Raw genomic sequence first — 592 nt, forward strand, 5'->3', positions numbered from 1 at the left:
AGTTTTATAAAAGCAAACAAAGAGAGATAATAGTACATGAGAAGTACTATTATGATGAAAGAACAAATAGTTGGAAAAGAGATAAAAAGAGAATAAATAAAAAAATAAGAGAAGAAAAAGCCCAACTAAAAGATAATGAGAAGGAGTTTAATTATACAGACCCCTTGGAATTAAAAAGAGTAAAAATACCAATATATAAAGAGATAAACTATTTTGATATAAAAGGCAAAGAGATATATAAAGTATCGCAAATAAATAAGAAGTTATTAGATATATCAAAAAAGAAGAATACATATGTAAACTCAGAAGAGTATTATAAAAAGATAAAAGATTTAAAAAAAGGGCAAATATACGTAAGTGATGTAATAGGACAGAGTGTAAAAACAAATGTAATAGGAACATTTACAAAAAGAAAAGCCAAAGAAGCGAATATAGCATTTAAAGCAGAAGAACAAGCCTATGCAGGAAAAGAGAATCCAAATGGGAAGAGGTTTGAAGGGATAATAAGATTTGTAACGCCAGTATATAAAGATGATAAAAAAGTAGGATATGTAAGTTTAGCATTAGACCATGAACATATAATGCAGTTTAC

General features: G+C 27.0%; 1 pseudogene. It reads left to right on the forward strand.

The features are described 5' to 3' along the window. A pseudogene (locus CP960_RS13820) lies at positions 1-592 on the forward strand (sensor histidine kinase); the annotation flags it as partial.

This window comes from Malaciobacter halophilus, assembly GCF_002837275.1.
Lineage (GTDB): Bacteria > Campylobacterota > Campylobacteria > Campylobacterales > Arcobacteraceae > Malaciobacter > Malaciobacter halophilus.